Below are 1,638 nucleotides of genomic sequence, written 5' to 3'. Positions count from 1 at the left end.
AAAGCCCGCGCGCTACCGCGCTCTCTGGTCAGCTTCAACTATTTGGGGCAGTTTGACCAGACCCTGAAGCAGGGAGGTTCCCTGGGCTTCGCATCCGAGAACGCCGGTTCTTCCACCGATGCCAATGGAACCATGGACTACGTCCTTGATCTCAACGGCATGGTGGGGGGCGGTCGTCTATCCTTCTCGTGGAGCTTCTCTCCGAACGCCGTCTCTGCTGACGTGGTACAGGATCTGACGGAGCGCTTCGATAAAGTTCTGCGGAACCTTGTGGCTCATTGTGAAACTGCAACACCGGAACGTACGGCTTCTGATGTGCCTCTGGCGCGTCTGAGCCAGGCGGAACTGGAAGAACTCGGCCTGACGGGCAATGATATTGAAGACGTCTATACAGCGACACCGCTGCAGCAGGGATTGCTGTTCCACAGTCAGCTTGCTGCAGGCGAGGGATTGTATGTCACCCAGAAACGTCTGACCCTGAAGGGACGACTGGATCGTAAGGCCCTGAAGGCCGCGTGGCAGGATGCTGTCTCACGCCATGCCATCCTGCGTACCCGCTTTGTCTCAGCCCATGGTGGAGACCCGGTGCAGGTTGTACAACGAGACGCTGTGCTGCCGTTCTCAGAAGAGGACTGGTCCGACCTTGACCAGTCCTCCTATGAAGCCCGTCTATCAGACTGGCTGGCTCAGGATCGGGCCAAAGGCTTTGATCCGACCATGGCACCTCTGGTCCGTCTGGCCCTGTTTGATCGCCCCGACGGGGCCTACGATCTCGTCTGGGCCGATCACCATGCCCTGATGGATGGCTGGGGATCCGCCGAACTGTTCGGTCAGGTCATGGCCGACTATCAGGCACGGGCCAAAGGGAAGGAGCCGGCACTCCCGTCTGTCACGCCTTACCGGAACTATGTGGCATGGCTGCAGGCGCAACCAGACCCCGAGCCTTGGTGGCGGGAACGTATTGCCCTGCTGGATGATCCCGCGACGCTAACCGAAGCGCTGGGACGGACACTCCATCCTGAACCAGGTTCCCATGCCATCCGTCAGCATCTGGATGCTGAGCTGACATCCCGCCTGGAAGGATTAGCGCGCAAGGCGCATGTCACCCTGAACACCGTGATGCAGGGCGCATGGGCCTTGCTGCTGGGCCGCTATGGGAGCCGCTCGCAGGCCTTGTTCGGCGTGACCGTCTCCGGTCGTCCGGCATCGTTGCCGGGTATGGAACGGATGCTTGGCCTGTTCATCAACAGTCTTCCGGTCTGGGTGGATATCCCGGCATCAGAAACAACCGGGCCATGGCTCCGTGATATCCAGTCGGTCAATGCAGCCCTGCGGGAACGGGAGTATACACCCCTGCCGGATGTTCAGCGCTGGTCAGGCCGCCGGGGCGATGCCCTGATCGACAGTCTGCTGGTGTTCGAAAACTATCCGGTTGACCAGAAACTCCGTGAAACGACAGAGAAACCCGACCTGACCATTGCTGCCAGCGAGGGGCAGGAGCAGGCTCATTATCCGCTGACGCTGGCCATCATGCCAGGACGGCAAAATCTTGGCCTCAAATGGGAACGTGATGGATCCCGTCTGGACAACACCACATTAACCCGTCTGTCCCGCCACTACATAGAAGTCCTTGAACAG

1 protein-coding gene is annotated in these 1,638 nt (G+C 59.7%); it reads left to right on the top strand.

Features of this window, described 5'->3' with window-relative positions; genetic code table 11:
- On the top strand, positions 1–1,638 hold a 1,638-nt coding region (locus AD948_RS00220; protein WP_248845856.1), incomplete at both ends, for a condensation domain-containing protein.

The organism is Acetobacter senegalensis, from assembly GCF_001580995.1.
Lineage (GTDB): Bacteria > Pseudomonadota > Alphaproteobacteria > Acetobacterales > Acetobacteraceae > Acetobacter > Acetobacter senegalensis.
Note: the sequence above shows the minus strand (reverse complement) of the source record. Positions and strands in the feature narration are given on the sequence as shown.